The 15,130-nt window shown below is 63.2% G+C and carries 16 protein-coding genes; 9 read left to right on the top strand and 7 right to left on the bottom strand.

The genetic code is table 11. The annotated features are described in order from the left end of the window. The 4 genes from AC1RT2_RS31635 to AC1RT2_RS31620 all read left to right on the top strand — a co-directional run. Positions 1-634: L-iditol 2-dehydrogenase (locus AC1RT2_RS31635; RefSeq protein ID WP_493108425.1), on the top strand; the 634-nt coding region annotated here is incomplete at its 5' end. A gap of 86 nt (positions 635-720) precedes the next feature. Further along, positions 721-2,205: a mannitol dehydrogenase family protein gene (locus AC1RT2_RS31630; protein WP_493108423.1), complete on the top strand. Its 1,485-nt coding sequence runs from the start codon at positions 721-723 to the stop codon at positions 2,203-2,205. A 77-nt stretch (positions 2,206-2,282) separates the two neighbouring features. Next, positions 2,283-2,975, top strand: coding sequence for an HAD family hydrolase (locus AC1RT2_RS31625; RefSeq protein ID WP_069057901.1), 693 nt, complete (start codon positions 2,283-2,285; stop codon positions 2,973-2,975). Further along, on the top strand, positions 2,975-4,558 hold the full coding sequence (locus AC1RT2_RS31620; RefSeq protein ID WP_493108420.1) for an FGGY-family carbohydrate kinase: 1,584 nt from the start codon (positions 2,975-2,977) through the stop codon (positions 4,556-4,558). Before AC1RT2_RS31625 ends, AC1RT2_RS31620 begins: the two co-directional genes overlap by 1 nt. Positions 4,559-4,845: 287 nt before the next feature. Here the strand turns inward: AC1RT2_RS31620 and AC1RT2_RS31615 are convergent, their stop codons facing one another. Continuing rightward, on the bottom strand, positions 4,846-5,640 hold the full coding sequence (locus AC1RT2_RS31615; protein WP_493108418.1) for a response regulator: 795 nt from the start codon (positions 5,638-5,640) through the stop codon (positions 4,846-4,848). Between the two features lie 188 nt (positions 5,641-5,828). Between AC1RT2_RS31615 and AC1RT2_RS31610 the strand changes: the two genes are divergently transcribed. The 3 genes from AC1RT2_RS31610 to AC1RT2_RS31600 all read left to right on the top strand — a co-directional run bounded on the left by AC1RT2_RS31610 (position 5,829) and on the right by AC1RT2_RS31600 (position 8,174). Continuing rightward, the gene (locus AC1RT2_RS31610; RefSeq protein WP_171902438.1) at positions 5,829-5,984 is read left to right on the top strand and encodes a NepR family anti-sigma factor; all 156 of its coding nucleotides are present in this window, start codon (positions 5,829-5,831) and stop codon (positions 5,982-5,984) included. Between the two features lie 7 nt (positions 5,985-5,991). Then, positions 5,992-6,546 carry an RNA polymerase sigma factor gene (locus tag AC1RT2_RS31605; RefSeq protein ID WP_069057904.1) on the top strand — a complete coding sequence of 185 codons (555 nt, stop codon included), beginning with the start codon at positions 5,992-5,994 and terminating at the stop codon, positions 6,544-6,546. 122 nt (positions 6,547-6,668) lie between these two features. After that, a complete protein-coding gene (locus AC1RT2_RS31600) occupies positions 6,669-8,174 on the top strand; it encodes a sensor histidine kinase (RefSeq protein WP_493108416.1) in 1,506 nt (501 codons plus the stop codon). Positions 8,175-8,206: 32 nt separating this feature from the next. Here the strand turns inward: AC1RT2_RS31600 and AC1RT2_RS31595 are convergent, their stop codons facing one another. From AC1RT2_RS31595 to AC1RT2_RS31570, 6 genes are all read right to left on the bottom strand, one after another. After that, a complete protein-coding gene (locus AC1RT2_RS31595) occupies positions 8,207-8,635 on the bottom strand; it encodes a hypothetical protein (protein ID WP_493108414.1) in 429 nt (142 codons plus the stop codon). A gap of 62 nt (positions 8,636-8,697) precedes the next feature. Beyond that, a complete protein-coding gene (locus tag AC1RT2_RS31590; RefSeq protein WP_493108412.1) occupies positions 8,698-9,096 on the bottom strand; it encodes a glycine zipper domain-containing protein in 399 nt (132 codons plus the stop codon). Between the two features lie 127 nt (positions 9,097-9,223). Beyond that, on the bottom strand, positions 9,224-10,012 hold the full coding sequence (locus tag AC1RT2_RS31585; RefSeq protein ID WP_493108410.1) for a heme ABC transporter ATP-binding protein: 789 nt from the start codon (positions 10,010-10,012) through the stop codon (positions 9,224-9,226). A gap of 6 nt (positions 10,013-10,018) precedes the next feature. Continuing rightward, positions 10,019-11,089, bottom strand: coding sequence for a FecCD family ABC transporter permease (locus AC1RT2_RS31580; RefSeq protein ID WP_493108427.1), 1,071 nt, complete (start codon positions 11,087-11,089; stop codon positions 10,019-10,021). Positions 11,090-11,126: 37 nt separating this feature from the next. Beyond that, positions 11,127-12,068 carry a heme/hemin ABC transporter substrate-binding protein gene (locus AC1RT2_RS31575; protein ID WP_069057910.1) on the bottom strand — a complete coding sequence of 314 codons (942 nt, stop codon included), beginning with the start codon at positions 12,066-12,068 and terminating at the stop codon, positions 11,127-11,129. Between the two features lie 110 nt (positions 12,069-12,178). Then, positions 12,179-13,225, bottom strand: coding sequence for a hemin-degrading factor (locus AC1RT2_RS31570; RefSeq protein ID WP_493108408.1), 1,047 nt, complete (start codon positions 13,223-13,225; stop codon positions 12,179-12,181). Positions 13,226-13,470: 245 nt separating this feature from the next. Here AC1RT2_RS31570 and AC1RT2_RS31565 point away from each other — a divergent pair, with 245 nt between their 5' ends. Beyond that, a complete protein-coding gene (locus tag AC1RT2_RS31565) occupies positions 13,471-13,902 on the top strand; it encodes a hypothetical protein (protein WP_493108406.1) in 432 nt (143 codons plus the stop codon). A 66-nt stretch (positions 13,903-13,968) separates the two neighbouring features. Further along, positions 13,969-14,862, top strand: a complete 894-nt coding sequence (locus tag AC1RT2_RS31560; protein WP_493108404.1) for a TonB family protein — start codon at positions 13,969-13,971, stop codon at positions 14,860-14,862. The last annotated feature ends 268 nt before the right edge of the window (positions 14,863-15,130 follow it).

The raw sequence follows: 15,130 nt of genomic DNA, 5'->3' as shown, positions 1-15,130 counted from the left end.
CAAGGAGATCGGTCCGGCAGCCTATGCGGTCGAGATCGACGTGACGCGGCAGGCCTCGATCGATGCCGCGGTTGCCGCCTGTGTTTCCGAGGCCGGCGGCATCGACATCCTCGTCAACAATGCCGCACTCTTCGACCTCGCGCCGATCGTCGAGATCACGCGGGAGAGCTACGACAAACTGTTTGCGATCAACGTTTCGGGCACGCTGTTCACGATGCAGGCGGTGGCGAAGCAGATGATCGCGCAGGGTCGCGGCGGCAAGATCGTCAACATGGCGAGTCAGGCTGGGCGGCGCGGTGAGGCGCTCGTCGCCGTCTATTGCGCCACCAAGGCCGCGGTCATCAGTCTCACGCAATCGGCCGGCCTCGACCTGATCAAACACGGCATCAACGTCAACGCCATCGCGCCGGGTGTCGTCGACGGCGAGCACTGGGAGGGGGTCGATGCCCTCTTCGCCAAGTACGAAAACCGCCCGCGCGGTGAAAAGAAGCGTCTCGTCGGCGAGGCCGTGCCGTTCGGCCGCATGGGCACGGCGGATGACCTCACCGGCATGGCGATTTTTCTCGCCTCCGAGGAGAGCAACTACATCGTCGCGCAGACCTACAATGTCGATGGCGGCAACTGGATGAGCTGAGGCCCGCGTGAACGCGGACCTGGCACGAGCAGAGACCGGAGGCGGCGTCGTCTCCACCGGCCCGGACACACCGGAAGGACAAGACCATGACCACGAACCTGTCGCTCGCGACCCTCAAGGATATTGCCAAGACCGCCGGCGTGCCGACCTATGAGCGCGCCAGCCTCAAGGCAGGTATCGTTCACTTCGGCGTCGGCAATTTCCACCGGGCGCATCAGGCGGTCTATCTCGACGATCTGTTCAATCTCGGCCTGGATCACGACTGGGCGCTGATCGGCGCGGGTGTCTTGGCCTCCGATGCAGCGATGCGGGAGAAGCTTGCCGGGCAGGACTTCCTGACCACCGTGGTTGAGCAGGACAACAACCGTTCCGGTGCGCGCGTCACCGGCGCGATGATCGATTACCTCGCGCCCGGCAACGCGGCTGCGACGATTGCCCAGCTTGCCGACCCGGCGATCCGCATCGTCTCGCTGACGATCACCGAGGGGGGCTACTTTATCAATCCGGCGTCGGGCGTCTTCGATCCGAGCCATCCGGCGATCGCCGCCGATGCCGCCAATCCAGCCGATCCCAAAACCGTGTTCGGCCTGATCCTCGGCGGCCTCAACGCGCGCAAGGACAAGGGGATTGCTCCCTTCACCGTCATGTCCTGCGATAATATTCCGGGCAATGGCGAGGTGACGCATGCCGCCGTCTCTGGCCTCGCGCGGCTCACCGATCCTGATCTCGCCGACTGGATCGACGCCCATGTCGCCTTCCCGAACGGCATGGTGGACCGCATCACGCCGGCGACCGGCGCCCGCGAGATCGGCATTACTGCCGACGACTACGGGATCGATGACGCCTGGCCGGTGTTTTGCGAAGAGTACAAGCAGTGGGTGCTGGAGGATCATTTTCCGCTCGGCCGCCCGGCGCTTGAGAAGGTCGGCGTGCAGTTCGTGCCGGATGTCGCACCCTACGAGCATATGAAGATCCGCATTCTCAATGGCGGCCATGCGGCGATTGCCTATCCGGCGGCCCTGCTCGACATCCATTTCGTGCATGAGGCGATGGAGGATGTTGATATCCGCGCCTTCCTTTCCAAGCTGGAGCGCGAAGAGATCATCCCTGTCATCCCGCCGGTTCCCGATACCGACCTCAACGATTATTTTGCCCTGATCGAGCGCCGCTTCTCGAACCCCAAGATCGCCGACACGATCCCGCGCCTGGCTCAGGATGGCTCCAACCGCCAGCCGAAATTCATCCTGCCATCGACGTCCGATCGTCTCTCTCGCGGTGAGGACGTCACGGGCCTGGCGCTCGTCTCCGCGCTCTGGTGCCATTATCTCGCCGGCACGACGGACGGCGGCAAGGCGATCAGCTTCAACGATCCCAATTTCGAACGCATCCAGGCAGCCGCGATTGCTGCGAAGAGCAATGCCGATGCCTTCCTCGACCTCAAGGATATTTTCGGCACGGTCGCGGATTCCGAGCTGTTTCGGAAACGCTTTGCCACGGCGCTGAAATCCCTCCAGCAGAACGGAACGCGGGCGACCCTGAAACTCTATCTGGGAAACCTGCTCGCAAGTTGAGGAAAACCCGGAAATTACAGGGCTTTTCATCGCAGGGGGCAGACGTTACCACGGGGGCCTGAAACGGAATGAGAGCCATGGCCGCCACTGAGACAGAACTGGTTATTTTCGATTGTGACGGCGTGCTTGTCGATAGCGAGCCGATTTCGCTTGCGGTGCTTGTTGAATCGCTGGCCGCGGCCGGCGTCGCGATGAGCGAGGACGAGGCGCACGACCGCTTCCTTGGCCGCAGCCTGAAGAGCATGTCGGAAATCCTGCATGACGAATACGGGCTGGCCGTCGATGCCGCCTTTCTCGAGGCGATGCGCAAGGTGCTCTACGAGCGGTTCCGCAGCGAACTCCAGCCGATCGATGGCATTGCCGAGACGGTCGACGGTTTGGGCATCGCCCATTGCGTTGCCTCATCCAGCCAGCCGGAGCGCATCCGCTTGTCGCTTTCCGTGACGGGCCTGCTCGACCGTTTCGAGCCGAATATTTTTAGCGCCACAATGGTCTCGCGTGGCAAGCCCGCGCCCGATCTGTTTCTGCATGCCAGTGCTGTGATGGGGGTTGCGCCCGATCGGTGCGTCGTCGTCGAGGACAGTCCCGCCGGTATTGCGGCGGCAAAATCCGCCGGTATGCGGGTAGTCGCCTTCACCGGCGGGTCCCATGCGCGTACACCGCGCCATCGCGAAACTTTGCTGAGCCTTGAGCCCGACGCCCTGTTTGACGACATGCGGGAATTGTTACAGTTTGTCCGCAAAGAAGAGGTCGACGGGAAAGAGCATTGATGCGCGATCTGATCGTTGCGGTGGACATCGGCACCGGCAGTGCGCGCGCCGGTGTCTTCGACCGAAGCGGCGCCTTGCTGGGACGATCAGAGCATCCGATCGCCATGCGTCGGCCGAGCGCAAGCTACGCGGAACATGATTCGGAAAATATCTGGCAGGCCGTCTGCATCGCGGTCAAAGCGGCGTGTTCGGTCGCCGCGGTCGAGGCTGGCCGTGTCGCGGCACTCGGCATCGATGCGACCTGCTCGCTGGTGGTGCGCGACAGGCAGGGTAGGCCGCTTGCCGTCTCCGGCGGCGAGGAGCCGCGCTGGGATACCATCGTCTGGCTCGATCATCGCGCACTCGAGGAAGCCGATATCTGCACGGCCACTCGAAATCCGGTGCTTGCCCATTCCGGCCACGTCATGTCGCCGGAAATGGAGATGCCGAAGCTCATGTGGCTGAAGCGTCATCAGCCCGAGCAATGGGCGAAGGCGGGCTACTTCTTTGACCTTGCCGATTTCATGACCTGGCGGGCCACCGGCTCGAACGCGCGCTCGCGCTGCACGATGACGGCCAAGTGGAATTACCTCGCCCACGAAGAAAAGCCGTGGAGCGAGAGCTTCTTGTCGGCGATCGGGCTCGAGGACGTGCGGCTGCGCGGGTCGCTTCCCGATGAGACGCTGGCGGTGGGCGAGGCCGTCGGGCAGTTGACGGCGGAGGCTGCCCGCGACCTTGGCCTTGATACGGATTGCGTCGTTGCGACCGGCCTGATTGATGCCTATGCCGGCACGTTCGGCGTGCTCGGCCCCTTTGCCAGACAGCCGGAAAAGCTGGAACGCCAGTTGGCGCTGATCGGGGGGACGTCGAGCTGCATCGTCGCCTTTTCGCGGGCGGAAAAATTCGGCTTCGGCATGTGGGGTCCCTATTATGAAGCGGTGCTGCCAGGCTGGTGGCTGGTCGAAGGCGGCCAGTCGGCGACCGGGGCCCTGCTCGATCATATGGTGCGGGCGCACAGTGCTGGCGGCGAGCCATCGGTGGCGAACCATGCACGCATCGTGAGCCGCATTCGGGAATTGCAGGCGCAGGAGGGCGAGGGGTTCGCTGCGCGGCTGCATGTCCTGCCGGATTTTCACGGCAACCGCTCGCCGATCGCCGATCCGCATGCGCTTGGCGTCATCAGCGGCCTGCCGCTCGATGCGTCCTTCGACAGTCTGTGCCGGCTTTACTGGCGGACCTGCGTCGCCATTGCGCTCGGCATCCGCCATATCCTCGACAAGCTCGGAGAGTGCGGCTACCCGCTCGATACCCTGCACGTCGCCGGCGGCCATGTTCGCAACCCGCTCTTGATGGAGCTTTACCGCGATGTCACGGGTTGCCGTGTCGTCGTGCCGGATACGAACGATGCCGTTCTGCTTGGAACGGCAATGGTTGCCGCGGTTGCCGGCGGGCTCTACGCCGACCTGCCGGCTGCAGGTGCCGGCATGTATCCGGGTGGCACCGAGTTTCTGCCGGATGCCGGCCGCAGGGCGAGCTTCGACCGCGATTATCGCCGGTTCCTCGCCCTCTATCGGCACCGCGCAGAGCTCGAAACAATCGACTGAAAAAATCTCAAAAAAATTTGGAAACCGGCGGAACCAAATCGCATGTCGCGTGTTTCTGTGTCGTCACCGGTCCGCGCATATCCCCCAAGATGCGAGGCCCTCGACCGGTGATTGACCACGAAACCGTGTCCCCCTCCGGTTCGTGGAACTTCAAGCAGCCAGTGCCTTCGAGGCGCTGGCTGTTTTCTTTTGTGAGCAAGGCATCGCCTGAAAATACAAAGGCGGCGGTGGGTGTGCCAACCCACCGCCGCCGGCCGCGCCGCCGCTGCGGCCATCCGGGAGCGAGATTAAGCCGCGGCGCGCGCTTGCGGGGTAAAGAGAAGGGCCTGGTTGATAAGGACCTTCACCTGCTCCGGATTGAAGGGTTTGGAAACGAGGAAGGCTGGCTCCGGCCGTTCGCCGGTGAGCAGCCTCTCGGGATAGGCGGTGATGAAGATGACCGGAATTGTCGTTCGCGAGAGGATCGCGTTCACGGCGTCGATGCCGGAGCTGCCGTCGGCCAATCTGACATCGGCGAGCACGAGGCCTGGACGGCTGTCGCTCCAGAGTGTTTCGGCCTCCGCCTGGGTGCGGGCGATACCGGTGACGCGATGACCCATGCCGCTCACCATATCGGCAAGGTCGAGCGCGATCAGCGGCTCGTCCTCGATGATCATGATGCCCGTTTCGGCCTGCGCTGCGATTTCGGCAAAGGCCGTATCGAGCAGGGCGCGGATGGTGCTCTCATTCGCTTCCAGGATTTCCGCGGTCTTCTCGACCGAAAAGCCTTCGACCGTGGCAAGCAGCAGCGCCTGGCGGCCGAGCGGGGGCACGCCGGAGAGGTCGAACGGCATCTCCATGCCGGGCGAAATCGATCCTGCGCCGCGTGTCATGGAGACGGGCAGGGAGGAGATGATGCGGGTCAGGAGACTAAAGAGCCTCGTCCTGTCGTCACCGCCTTCCGGCATGACGGATGTGTCGATGAGAATGGTTTCGAGCGTGGCGGCGACATAGGCATCGCCGGAGGACTGGGTTCCGGTGAGTGCGCGTGCGTAGCGGCGCAACGCCGGAAGGTGCGGCCCGATGCGGTCGGAAATCGGCATGATTGTTCCCCTGTTCTTGAATCGCTGCAGTGGCAGTTGACGGTTTGAACGCGGAAACCAAATTTTGGTTCCGGGGCATGGAACTTTTTTTGATGCTGGGCATTTTCACGCCGACTTCTTCGACGGGGCACAGATGAACATGAAAGTGGCCAAGAGTGATTAGCGTGGAAAAGAAAACAAGCAGGGGGATGCCTCCCAAGACCGCGGGCGACCCGAATGCCCAGATTGCAACGAAGCTTCGCGCCTTCTACCATTCGGTACAGGAGGAGGCGCTTCCCCAGAGGTTCCTGGATCTTCTCGAAAAATTGGATGCTGTCGAAAACAGCGCTCAAAGGGCCGAGTGAGGATATGATGGAGCAGGGGCAAACTACTTTTAAACGCGAACTCCTTGCGGTTCTCCCGAGCCTGCGAGCCTTTGCGATTTCCTTGACCGGCCGGCATGACCAGGCAGACGATCTTGTGCAGGACACGATCATGAAGGCCTGGGCAAAGCAGGAGCAGTTCGAAATGGGCACGAACATGAAAGCCTGGCTTTTCACGATCCTGCGCAACGAACTCTACAGCAAGATGCGCAAGCGTGGCCGCGAGGTGCAGGACAGCGACGGTATTTTCACGGAAAACCTGGCGCAGCATCCGTCGCAATATGGTTCGCTCGACATGCAGGACTTCAAGAAAGCCCTGGAAAAACTGCCGGAAGAACAGCGCGAAGCGATCATTCTCGTCGGTGCGTCCGGTTTCTCCTATGAGGAAGCGGCCGAGATCTGCGGCTGCGCGCTCGGCACGATCAAGAGCCGCGTCAACCGCGCCCGCCAGCGCCTGCAGGAACTTTTGCAGGTGAGCGGCGAAAGCGACTACGGTCCCGACGCGATTTCCGCGCCGATTACCTCGCGCGCTTTCGCATCGTGATGCCAACCATGTCGCCCGCCTTTTCAGGCGGGCGATGGACATTTTGAGGGGATTGGTGCGAATAGGCGTCTGCCGGTGTCAGCCGGCGTGAAAACGGACGCGGAATCGCATACCAGAGGCGCATGAAAGACAACGTCCAGCCATTGTCGTCCAATCTTATCGCGGTTCTGGGAGCGCCGGCTCGTTTGACGGCGATCGAGACCGCGATACCGGTCTTTCTCGGCCCCGATCCCGATTTCGACGACATAGCCGGTTTGGCGGCTGGCCTGTTCGGCGCGCCGATTTCCCTCGTCACGCTTCTTGGACGCACGGACCAGTGGTTTCTCGCCCGCCAAGGCACGCCGGAAATTCGGGCGCCGTCGGAGGACTCGTTCTGCGCTCGCATGATTGTCGAGAACGGCAACGAGCCGCTCGTCATATTCGATGCCCGCAAGGACCCCCGTTTTGCCGGATTGCCGAGCGTCGTCGGCGCGCCGCACCTGCGCTTCTATGCCGGGGTGCCGGTCGTCGTCGATGGCCAGCCGATCGGTACGGTCTGCGTCTTCGATGTCAAAGCCCATGCGCGCGTCGCTCCCGAGCTTCCGGTGCGGTTGAAACAGCTTGCCTCGCTTGCGGCCTCGCTGATCAAGTTGAAGGAGGAGGCCAGGCGGCGGGCGATGACGGCGGAAATGCTGTCGCGTGACGAGAAGCGCCATTCCCTCGCGCTCGACGCGGCCCAGGTGGCGAGCTGGCTGTGGGACCTCTCGACGGGGATGGTTTCCGGCAACGAGACCTTCTACCAAATGCTTGGCGTCAAGCCTGCCAAGCCGATGAGTGCACGCAAATTCTTTATGGCGGTGCATCCGGCGGACCGCAAGAACACCATCGGCCAGCTGCGCAATGCGCTTGCCACCGGCAATGAATATGACGGGCTCTTCCGGTCGGCGAAATCGGGCCGCTGGCTGCTGGGTCGCGGTCGGGTGCATGAAAAAGATGCCGATGGGCGCCCCATCACCTTTCTCGGCATCAATATCGACGTTACCGAAGGGCAGCTTGCCTCCGAGCGCACGCGCCTCCTGCTGCGCGAGCTGAACCACCGGGTAAAGAACACGCTGGCCATGCTGCAGTCGCTGGCGCGCCAGACCCTGCGCCAGACGAGCGATCCCGTTGAATTCATGGATGCCTTTGCCGGACGCCTGCAATCGCTCTCCGAGGCGCACGGCCTGCTCAGCGATCACGAATGGGGCGGCATTCACCTGAAGATGCTGCTGCAGAAGCAGATTACGCCCTATGCACTCGACTATGAAAGCCAGGTCGAAATCCACAAGGACGAGGTGGAACTAGGACCGGACCAGGCTGTCGGGCTCGGCCTCGTGCTGCACGAGCTTGCCACCAATGCCCGTAAGTATGGCGCGTTGTCGGTCGCCTCGGGTAAGGTGGTCATTACTGCGCGGGTGGTGCACGAGGACGACCAGCGTGTGCTCAACATGACCTGGCACGAGGTCGGCGGGCCGCCGGTCGATCCCGCCCGTCGCCGGGGTTTCGGATCGATCCTGATCGAACGCAGCCTCGACAAGATTCTCGGCAGCAGCGTGCATGTCGAGTATCTGCCGAAGGGCGTGACCGCGGTCGTGCGCATGCCGCTCTAAGCGGCACACACACAGTCTCTGAAAATCTGGGATCAGTCGTCGCGGCGGGATTTTGGCGCGAGCAGGAAGCCGAGGGCGAGGGCGACAGCCGTTGCCGCGAACGGCTTCTTTACGGCGACTGTCGCTGCCGCAGCCATCAGGTCGCGGCGCACGGCAAGCTGCTGGCGGCGGATGCGGCGCAGTTCCCGCTCCCGTCTGTTGCGGGCGGCGACGACGGCAAGCACGATGAGGGCAAACAGCAGGAAACCGCCGGCAAGGCCGAAAAGGGCAGGCACGGTGCCGTAGTGTTCCGACAGCAGGATCGCCGTGGCGGCAAGGCCGAATACATAGGCGGTGATCAGCAGCAGGCCGATGGCAAGGCCGGCAATCGCGTTACGCTTGGCGATGTCCATCGTCTCGTCCACCCGGTCGGTGACGCGGGTGACGAGGTTCTGGATGAGAATGGCCCCCAGTGAAAGCATGCCGTGTGAACTCCGCAAAAAAGGAACGCCACGGGCGTGCCCGTGGCGTATCGGGAAAGGCGTTAGCGTCGCAGCAGGGCCGCGATGACAAAGCCGGCGGCGGCGGCGATGCCGAGCGTGGTCAGCGGATGGTCGTGCACGGCCTTGCGGGCACGGCGGCCGGAATCGCGGTAGCGCTCCTGGAAGTCGGCCAGGATATCCTCGCCGGCGGCGATCATGTCGCGGATATCGGTTTCGGCGCGATCCTTGATGTCGTGCGCCGCGTCGCTCGCCTGTGCCTTCACCGCGCGAGCCTTCTTGCGAATGCCGCTTGCGCCGTTTGACGCGTCGCTGGCGAGCAGGCTGGTGAGGGAGGCGATCTCTTCGCGCAGTTCCGCAATCTGCTCTTCGACGGCCTGCGCCTCGTCATGAAGTCCGTTGCGGATGCTCTTGCTGCGGGATGAAAACAGTCCGTTGGCCATGCCGTTTCTCCTTTTGCGGTCGCCAGCGCCGTGCGCGGGCTAACAGCGCTCCACCCCCTTGGCGGAACGGTCTTGTCGGGGCAGAAAACGCGGAGAACGGAAAAAGGTTCCGTAAGGTGCTGGAAAATCAGGCCGAAGCGGTGTGTGGCAGGACGAAGGGGACACCACTTGCCGGCACGCCGTTGATGCGCATGCGGCAGCCGAAGACGGCCTCCATGGCATCATCGGTCATGACGTCGGCCGGCGCGCCGGAACGCTCGATGCGACCGTTCTTCATCATCACCACATGGTCGGCGAACATGGCGGTAAGGTTGAGATCGTGCATGACCGCGATCACGCCGCCACCACCTTCGCAATAGCGCCGGGCAAGCTGCATGATCGTCAGCTGGTGGCGGATGTCGAGGGCGGAGACCGGCTCATCGAGCATCAGGAAGCAGGGTTCGCCATCAAGCACCGGCTCCCAGATCTGCGAGAGCACGCGGGCCAGTTGCACGCGCTGCTGCTCGCCGCCGGAAAGCTCCTGATAGAAACGGCCGGCGAAACCCGAGAGGTCTACTGCGGCCAGGGCGTCCGAGGTGATCGCCTCGATGCGTTCGGCGTGTCGGTTCGGCCCCACGGTGAGGCCGAGGCGGACGATTTCGCGCACGGTGAAGGGAAAGGCGATGGTGGCCGCCTGCGGCAGCACCGCACGCTTCACGGCAAGCTGCCAGGGTTCGAGGGCACCAAGGGCGTGGCCGTTGATGGTGATCTCGCCCTTGCTCGGCAGTTCCCCGGCAATGGCCTTCATCGTTGTCGTCTTGCCGGAGCCGTTCGGGCCGACGATGGCGGTCAACTCACCGGCTTTCGCTTCCAGCGACACGCCGTGCACGATGATCTTGCCGGAGAGGCTGACCGTAAGATTTTTTGCGGTGATCATGATCTCTTACCAGCCGTTGCGCGTGCGGTCGCGCAGCAGCACCCAGAGGAAGAACGGGGCACCAGCCAATGCAGTGATGATGCCGATCGGCAATTCGGCGGGCGCGACGATGGTGCGGGCCAGCATGTCGGCGCCGAGCATCAGCACGCCGCCAAACAGGGCAGAGGCCGGCAGCAGGTAGCGGTGATCCGGGCCGATGACGATGCGCAGCAGATGCGGCACGACGATGCCGACGAAGCCGATGCCGCCGCTGACCGCGACCGAAGCGCCGACGGCGCCAGCTACCGAAACGATGGCAATGTATTTCAGCCGCTGCACCTTGACGCCCATGTGGAAGGCCGCCGCCTCGCCGAGCGTGATGGCATTGAGGCCACGCGACAGGAAGGGCACGACGACGAGCGCCAGCAGGATGATCGGGCCGGCGGCGAAAAGCTTTGCCCAGGTCATGCCGGACAGCGAACCGAGGCTCCAGAAGGTGATGTCGCGCAGCTGCTTGTCATCCGCCATGTAGATGAGGATGCCGGTGATGGCGGCTGCGAGCGCGGAAATCGCGATGCCTGCCAAGAGCATGGTGGCGACGGAGGTCTGCCCGCCGCGTGTGGCGATGCGGTAGAGGAGCAGCGTTGTGAGAAGCCCTCCGGCGAAAGCGGCGATCGGCAAGGCGAAGGCGCCGAGCGCCATCATCAGCGCCGGCGGCAAGCTGGCGCCGAGCACGATCATCAACACCGCGCCGAGGGCCGAACCGGAGGAAATGCCGACGAGGGCGGGGTCGGCAAGCGGGTTTCGGAAGAGGCCCTGCATGACCGCGCCGGACATGGCGAGCCCGGCGCCGATCAGGAAGCCGAGCAGTGCGCGGGGCATGCGGATGTCGAAGACGATGATACGGTCGCGCATGGAGAGCGCGGTGTCATCCGCGCCGGTAAAAAGGGCGCCGATGACATTGAGCGCCGACGCATCCGATGCGCCGGTCGTGATCGACACGGCGAGTGCGGCGAGCGAAACGAGTGCAAGGGCTGCGAGCGTCAGCCGTGCAACGGCGGTCCGGTCGCCGGCCGGCCGGGACTGGGCGGAGCGCATCAGGGAAAAACCGCGTGCGCTGTCGCCGCGCACGGCATCATTGAGAGACATTGCCGTAGAGTTCTTTGTTGAGATCGCGAATGGCCGAGGCGGTGCGCGGGCCGAAGCCGAGCAGGTGCAGGCTGTTCATGCGCAGGACCGCCTTGGCCTCGCCCGCCGGCGTCACGGAGAGAGCGGGATGGGCAAGGATTTCCTCGTCGCTGCTGCCATGGCCAGGACGGGTCATGACCATGATGACATCGGGCTTGGCCTTGATGATGGCCTCGTCGGTGACCGGCTTGTAACCCTCGAAGGAACCCTCCATCGCGTTGACCGCGCCGGAAAGGCCGATAATGCCGTCAGCAGCGGTATGGCCGCCCGCAGCCATGATCTTGCCGTTCTGGAAACTGAGGATGAAGAGCACGCGCTTGCGCTCGTTTTCCGGCCGCTTGGCGGCGTCGGCAATGGCTGCGTCGAGATCGGCCGCGACCTCCGCTTCCAGCGCCTTCGCCTTGTCCGGCACGCCGAGGAACTGGCCGACGACGTCGATCTTCTTGAGGATCGCCGCCCGGTCATAGCCTTCCGGTACGGTCGCGAAGGGAATGCCGGCGCTCTTCAGCACGGCCAGTGCATCCGGCGGGCCGCTACCTTCGACGGCGAGGATGGCGGTCGGGTTGACGGCGATGACGCCTTCCGGCGAAAGCTGGCGCATGTAGCCGACATCCGGCAGTTTCACCGCCTCTTCCGGGAAGGTGCTGGTGGAATCACGCGCGACCAGCCGTCCGCCTTCGCCGAGCGCATAGACGATTTCCGTCACGGCGCCGCCGATGGCGACCAGCTTCGAGCTGTCGACCTGTTGCATTTCCTGGGCGACCGCCTTGCGGATGAAGCCGTTGGCGCCGGGTGTGGCCAGCGGCAGAAGCAGCGGAGCCGAAAGGGCGAAGACGGTGAGAGCCACTTCCCACGGGCGGGCGCGGCGGAAATCGAAGCTCTTGCTCATGGTCGTATCCTTCGCGGCTAGCACGAGCATTTCCGGGCAAAACCGGGCCGCGGAAATGCTCTGTCTCTTGTTTTCATGCAATTCCGGACGCTGCCGGACTTGCTCCTGCCTCAGGCGGCGACGCTGTCGGGACGCGGCAGGCCGTCGAGGATTTCGCGCCAGTCGGTGCGCTCCGTCATGCCTTCCTTCCGCTTGCCGAAGAACTGGATGATCATCTCGCCGCTCGCATCATAGGCTTCGAGCGAGGTGACGTGGCCATCGACAGTCGGCTTGCGGACGACCCAACACTCAGCGATGTGGTCCATGCGCAGGTGCATGTGGAAGGTCGGATCCATGACGTTGAGCCAAGGGCCCATCGGCTGGATGTTCTTCACCGGGCCGGTGTGGATCTGGATGGTGCCGTGGTTGCCGACGAAGCACATGATGTCGGCGTCGCGTTCGGCCGCCGCCCGCATCAGGTCGCCGATGGCGTCGGCGCGCACCTCATGGGCGAAATCTTCGCCGACGCTGCGGACTGCGTCCTGACGGCCGATCTTCAGCTTCCTCAGCATGCCGAAGAACTGGTGGGTGTCAGTCATGGAGGCCCAGTTTTCGCGCAGAGCTGCGACATCCACCGGACCGGTGTCGTCGATCTTTTCGGAAACCACTTCGACGAAATCCTGCGACTGGTCTTCCAGGCGGAAGTCGGCGACGATGGCCTCGTACGCTTCGAGATTGGAGGCGGGGCGCAGGTGCACCTTGTGCACGGCCATGCCGGCCTTGTCGAAGAACTGCAGGCTGCGGCGTACCTGGTCACCGTCCGTCTTCGTCACGGCGAAGCCGTGCGCCCAAGTGCCCGGGAAAATGCGCAGGTCGATGTTCTCGCCGAGCACGATCGAGGCATGTTTGCCAGGGGTGATCTTCTCGAAGACGCCGATCTTCTCATGCACAACGCTCTCGTTGCGGGTCAGAGCCATGACCTCGCCGAGCGCCTCCGAACGCTCGAGGAAGCGGTTGGCGCTGCCGTCGATGCGCACAGCCGTGAGGCCGACTTCCGCAGCAACGAGCGCGGCTTCCGAAATGCCGAGCTGGGCGGCGACGTCGCGCTCGCGCATCTTCGGGTTTTCAACGCGGAAAGCGCGGATTTCGGCGGGGGTCGGTCGGGTCGTGTTGGTCATGGGCGCGGCCTTGATCGAAATGCGGGATACCATCCTTCCCATGACCATCACGTTCCGGTGAATTTCCTTGGCGGAACAGCGGTTTGACAGGAATTTGGCGGTTACTATCTTGACTTCCTTACTCATATTTATCTATGCACGCAATACCGGTCCCCCAAAGTCATGTTAATTCTGGCTGCAACCGGCTAAAGTATGCCCGGCCGTCGCACTCGGCCGAACCGAACCGATATCGAACAGGCGGGCCAATGACCGTACGCACCCTTCTTCTTTCAGCGATGCTTTCCGTTGCCGGCATCACGAGTGTCGCAGCCCAGGAGGCCGCAGCGCCCAAGGCGCTGGAAGTGGAACTGAATGCGCTCGCCGGGTCGCAGAAGGGCTGCCTCTTCACCTTCCTCGCGGTCAACGGCTTTGCGCAGGATATCTCGAAGGTGTCCTTCGAATTCGTCATCTTCAACGACAAGGGCACGGTGGAACGCCTGGCGCTGCTCGATTTCCGCGAGCTGCCGGCCGGCAAGTCGAAAGTGCGCCAGTTCGATGTGCCGGGCGTCAAGTGCGAGACGGTGAAGAACCTGCTGATCAACGATGCGCCGGTCTGCGAGGGCGAGGGCCTGGAGAAAGGGCGCTGCATGGACGGCATCGTGACGCGCACCAAGGCGGCGGCCGGCCTCGAAGGCTAAGGGCGACGATGAGTTGCGCAGCACATGACGGGCTGCGCCGCATGAAACGGAATGACGGGTGATATCATGTCTGGAAGCAAGTGGCTTTGGGTTGGCGGTGGCGTGTTTTCCCTGCTCGCACATGCAACCGCTGCGGCCATCCTGACCATGGCCCCTGCACCGGAGGAGGAGCAGGCCATGATCGCCGGCGGCGTCGTGGCCGAAGTGGCGATGCTGGGCAATGGCGCCTTCGATGCGATTGAATCCGGCAAGCCTGAAGACGCCGTCACGCCCGAAACGATCCAGCCGGACGTGGCCGAGACGACGCCGCAGCAGGTGGCGGAGATCCAGCCGACCGAAATTCAGCCTGAATTGACCGAGACGGTGCAGCCCACCGATCCCGTCGTTTCCGAACCAATCGAAGAATTGATCGTTCCCTCCGCGGAGGTCGAGATTGCCGCGATCCCGATCCCGGAGATCAAGCCGGAAGTCGAGCCGGAGGAAATCAAGCCGGTTCCGGAAGTGAAGAAGGAAGAGCCGGTCAAGAAGGTCGAGCGCCAGAAGCCAAAGGCTAAGCCGGTCAGGAAAGTCGGTGAAGAGGGCAAGGCCAAGCAGAACGCCAAGAAGGGCGAAATCGACGGGTCGGACGATGTCAAGATTGCCGCTGTTGGCGGCCAGAAGAAGGGCAACTCCTCCGTCGCCGGCGACAGTGCTGTCAGCAATTATCCGGGCAAGGTCCGCAACAAGATCAATCGTGCCAAGCGGCGTGTGGCGGGCGGCAAGCAGGGTAGCGTGGTTGTGAGTTTCGTTGTTAACGCAAGCGGTCAGGCGAGCGGCATACGCGTTGCGCGCAGTTCCGGCGAAGCGGCGGTGGACAAGGCTGCACTCGATTCGGTGCAGCGTGCGGCACCCTTCGCCAAGATTCCGGAGAATGCCGGCAAGTCGTCCTGGGCTTTCAACGTGCCAATCGTCTTCAAGTGAGACGTGTATTTCCGCCGCTCCGAGGCCGGCGGGAATTTTTTGCGCGAAAATATGACTATCATAGTCATGTTTATACTTTACTCTGAAAATCAAGTTTTGTAGGTTGGCCCCACTGAGGCTCCGCCCTTGAAGCGGAGTGCAAAGGGGATGTTTGATGAATTATGTAACGGCGGGTCGCGCTGATGCGATCCTGAAGGCTGCGGTTGCCGAGCGCGACCGACGAATCGCGGACCTGGAACGCCAGGTTGTCGCGCTCAAGAAGCAGATC

It is taken from the genome of Shinella sp. GW821-FHT11G07, assembly GCF_058808115.1.
Note: the sequence above shows the minus strand (reverse complement) of the source record. Positions and strands in the feature narration are given on the sequence as shown.

Excerpts from the sequence above, each read along its gene's own strand:
- AC1RT2_RS31610 (WP_171902438.1), top strand. The coding sequence starts at position 5,829 with ATGCCTCCCAAGACCGCGGGCGACCCGAATGCCCAGATTGCAACGAAG.
- AC1RT2_RS31565 (WP_493108406.1), top strand. The coding sequence starts at position 13,471 with ATGACCGTACGCACCCTTCTTCTTTCAGCGATGCTTTCCGTTGCCGGC.
- AC1RT2_RS31600 (WP_493108416.1), top strand. The coding sequence starts at position 6,669 with ATGAAAGACAACGTCCAGCCATTGTCGTCCAATCTTATCGCGGTTCTG.
- AC1RT2_RS31595 (WP_493108414.1), bottom strand. The coding sequence starts at position 8,635 with ATGCTTTCACTGGGGGCCATTCTCATCCAGAACCTCGTCACCCGCGTC.
- AC1RT2_RS31585 (WP_493108410.1), bottom strand. The coding sequence starts at position 10,012 with ATGATCACCGCAAAAAATCTTACGGTCAGCCTCTCCGGCAAGATCATC.
- AC1RT2_RS31605 (WP_069057904.1), top strand. The coding sequence starts at position 5,992 with ATGGAGCAGGGGCAAACTACTTTTAAACGCGAACTCCTTGCGGTTCTC.
- AC1RT2_RS31560 (WP_493108404.1), top strand. The coding sequence starts at position 13,969 with ATGTCTGGAAGCAAGTGGCTTTGGGTTGGCGGTGGCGTGTTTTCCCTG.
- AC1RT2_RS31580 (WP_493108427.1), bottom strand. The coding sequence starts at position 11,089 with ATGCGCTCCGCCCAGTCCCGGCCGGCCGGCGACCGGACCGCCGTTGCA.
- AC1RT2_RS31570 (WP_493108408.1), bottom strand. The coding sequence starts at position 13,225 with ATGACCAACACGACCCGACCGACCCCCGCCGAAATCCGCGCTTTCCGC.
- AC1RT2_RS31590 (WP_493108412.1), bottom strand. The coding sequence starts at position 9,096 with ATGGCCAACGGACTGTTTTCATCCCGCAGCAAGAGCATCCGCAACGGA.
- AC1RT2_RS31620 (WP_493108420.1), top strand. The coding sequence starts at position 2,975 with ATGCGCGATCTGATCGTTGCGGTGGACATCGGCACCGGCAGTGCGCGC.
- AC1RT2_RS31625 (WP_069057901.1), top strand. The coding sequence starts at position 2,283 with ATGGCCGCCACTGAGACAGAACTGGTTATTTTCGATTGTGACGGCGTG.
- AC1RT2_RS31575 (WP_069057910.1), bottom strand. The coding sequence starts at position 12,068 with ATGAGCAAGAGCTTCGATTTCCGCCGCGCCCGCCCGTGGGAAGTGGCT.
- AC1RT2_RS31630 (WP_493108423.1), top strand. The coding sequence starts at position 721 with ATGACCACGAACCTGTCGCTCGCGACCCTCAAGGATATTGCCAAGACC.
- AC1RT2_RS31615 (WP_493108418.1), bottom strand. The coding sequence starts at position 5,640 with ATGCCGATTTCCGACCGCATCGGGCCGCACCTTCCGGCGTTGCGCCGC.